Here is a 1,562-nt window from a genome sequence, read left to right as displayed (position 1 = left end):
AAGAAAATGGCAGGGCTAGACGATGATTATCGCTCAACCCTGTTAGAATCTGGGATTAAAATGCGCTAGCCGTGATAGATATACACTTTTTCAGTTTGAATACTGTTTATTTATACCGTTATAATTCATTGCAGTTACGTAGGTTAGGGTAATCACTAGCGAGTGTTTATTGGTATCCTTGGTAATACGCTTTTAGATTTTTTCAGCAACCATTTGGTATTTGAATGAAATATACTAATAACAAAATATATCGTTTTAAAATTTCTCTAATTGGTATTGAACCTCAGATCTGGAGAGAAGTTGACGTTCCTGATAATTACAACTTTTGGGAGCTGCATGTTGCAATTCAAGACGCATTTGGCTGGTTGGACTATCATTTACATGAGTTTATTCCAAACAAAAAAGGACCTACAGGCGGAAAAAATATAGGTTTACCTGAATCAGAGCTTGATGACAGCGTAATTGCTGATTGGGATATTTCCCTAAAGAAATACTTTTCAACTGTTGGTAATTATATTAGTTACAATTATGATTTTGGAGATAGCTGGAACCATGAAGTAAAGCTTATTGGTATATTGCTTGCTGAAGAAAGTAATCAATACCCCCGCTGTATAGCTGGAGAAAGGGCATGCCCACCCGAAGATTGTGGTGGTCTATGGGGGTATCAAGATTTACTTGAGATTATAAATACCCCAACACATGAAGAGTATTCAAATACTGTAGAGTGGCTAAAAGGGCATGCTAAAAACTATTGGCCATTTGACTCTGAAAAATTTAATCGAAAATCAGTTAAATTTTCAGACCCATACAAGAGATGGTGTGTTGCTTTTAATCAATCCTATAATGAATAAAATCTAATCGGGTAACCGGAGGTCTCTAACCTCCAGTTCCGACACCATGCATCATGTGCAGGAAGCAAAAACCAATAGGATCAGGTCTTTCATTTTGATTTTCGCTCAAACAGCAAAAACAAGATCTGATAATCATATAGAAAGCTCCTCGAGTATTTCGATACAGTTGTGTTGAACGACCTAGCCAAGCTAATCATTTTGGCGTTATTAGCAGTAACTTAGCTTCTTGCCATCGGTTAACACTGCGATATTGCCCTTGGCAGTAACAAATACATCCCGCAAACGTCCAGTAACCTCAGGGAATATATGAGTCTGGGTAAATTCACCGTTAGCTAAATTAACGCTGTAGATTTTTTTGTCGACTAAAGTGGTGAGTAGCACATGCTTTTGCAGTACAGCAATAAAAAACAATAAAAAAGACACCCATCATAAAATTTGTATTTCGCCAATTTTTTACTAACGTTTAATTAGTATGAAAATCAAACTGGGTGAAAAATGGCTACTGCAAGAAAACGTCAAGTAAGTTTGGCAGATACAAAATACTATCACTGTATTTCACGTTGCGTTCGGCGTGCATTTTTATGTGGCGAAGACCACTTTACAGGACATTCATACGAGCACCGTAGAGGTTGGGTTGTAAACGTCCGGTGATCATCACCTAGATATTGATATTCCAAGGCAATAATTGTTCTATGTCTGGCTCAGGCTGAC

General features: G+C 37.4%; 1 protein-coding gene and 2 pseudogenes. 2 read left to right on the top strand and 1 reads right to left on the bottom strand.

Going from position 1 to position 1,562, the window contains the following annotated elements; all coding sequences use genetic code 11:
• Positions 1–224: 224 nt before the first annotated feature.
• On the top strand, positions 225–851 hold the full coding sequence (locus AAEY57_RS19140) for a plasmid pRiA4b ORF-3 family protein (RefSeq protein ID WP_192542909.1): 627 nt from the start codon (positions 225–227) through the stop codon (positions 849–851).
• 193 nt (positions 852–1,044) lie between these two features.
• On the opposite strand, the pseudogene AAEY57_RS19135 reads toward AAEY57_RS19140, so the two are convergent.
• Positions 1,045–1,244 (bottom strand): annotated as a pseudogene (locus AAEY57_RS19135) (PQQ-dependent sugar dehydrogenase); the annotation flags it as partial.
• 102 nt (positions 1,245–1,346) lie between these two features.
• On the opposite strand from AAEY57_RS19135, the pseudogene AAEY57_RS19130 reads away from it, so the two are divergent.
• A pseudogene (locus AAEY57_RS19130) lies at positions 1,347–1,487 on the top strand (Mobile element protein); the annotation flags it as partial.
• Between the last annotated feature and the right edge of the window lie 75 nt (positions 1,488–1,562).

It is taken from the genome of Pseudoalteromonas sp. MER144-MNA-CIBAN-0113, assembly GCF_040308965.1.
In the GTDB taxonomy this organism is placed as follows: Bacteria; Pseudomonadota; Gammaproteobacteria; order Enterobacterales; family Alteromonadaceae; genus Pseudoalteromonas; species Pseudoalteromonas tetraodonis.
The sequence above is the reverse complement of the archived record's forward strand: the minus strand, read 5'-3'. Positions and strand labels throughout refer to the sequence as shown.

What these genes read in the sequence shown, in the direction of transcription:
- AAEY57_RS19140 (WP_192542909.1), top strand. Translation starts at nt 225, where the DNA reads ATGAAATATACTAATAACAAAATATATCGTTTTAAAATTTCTCTAATT.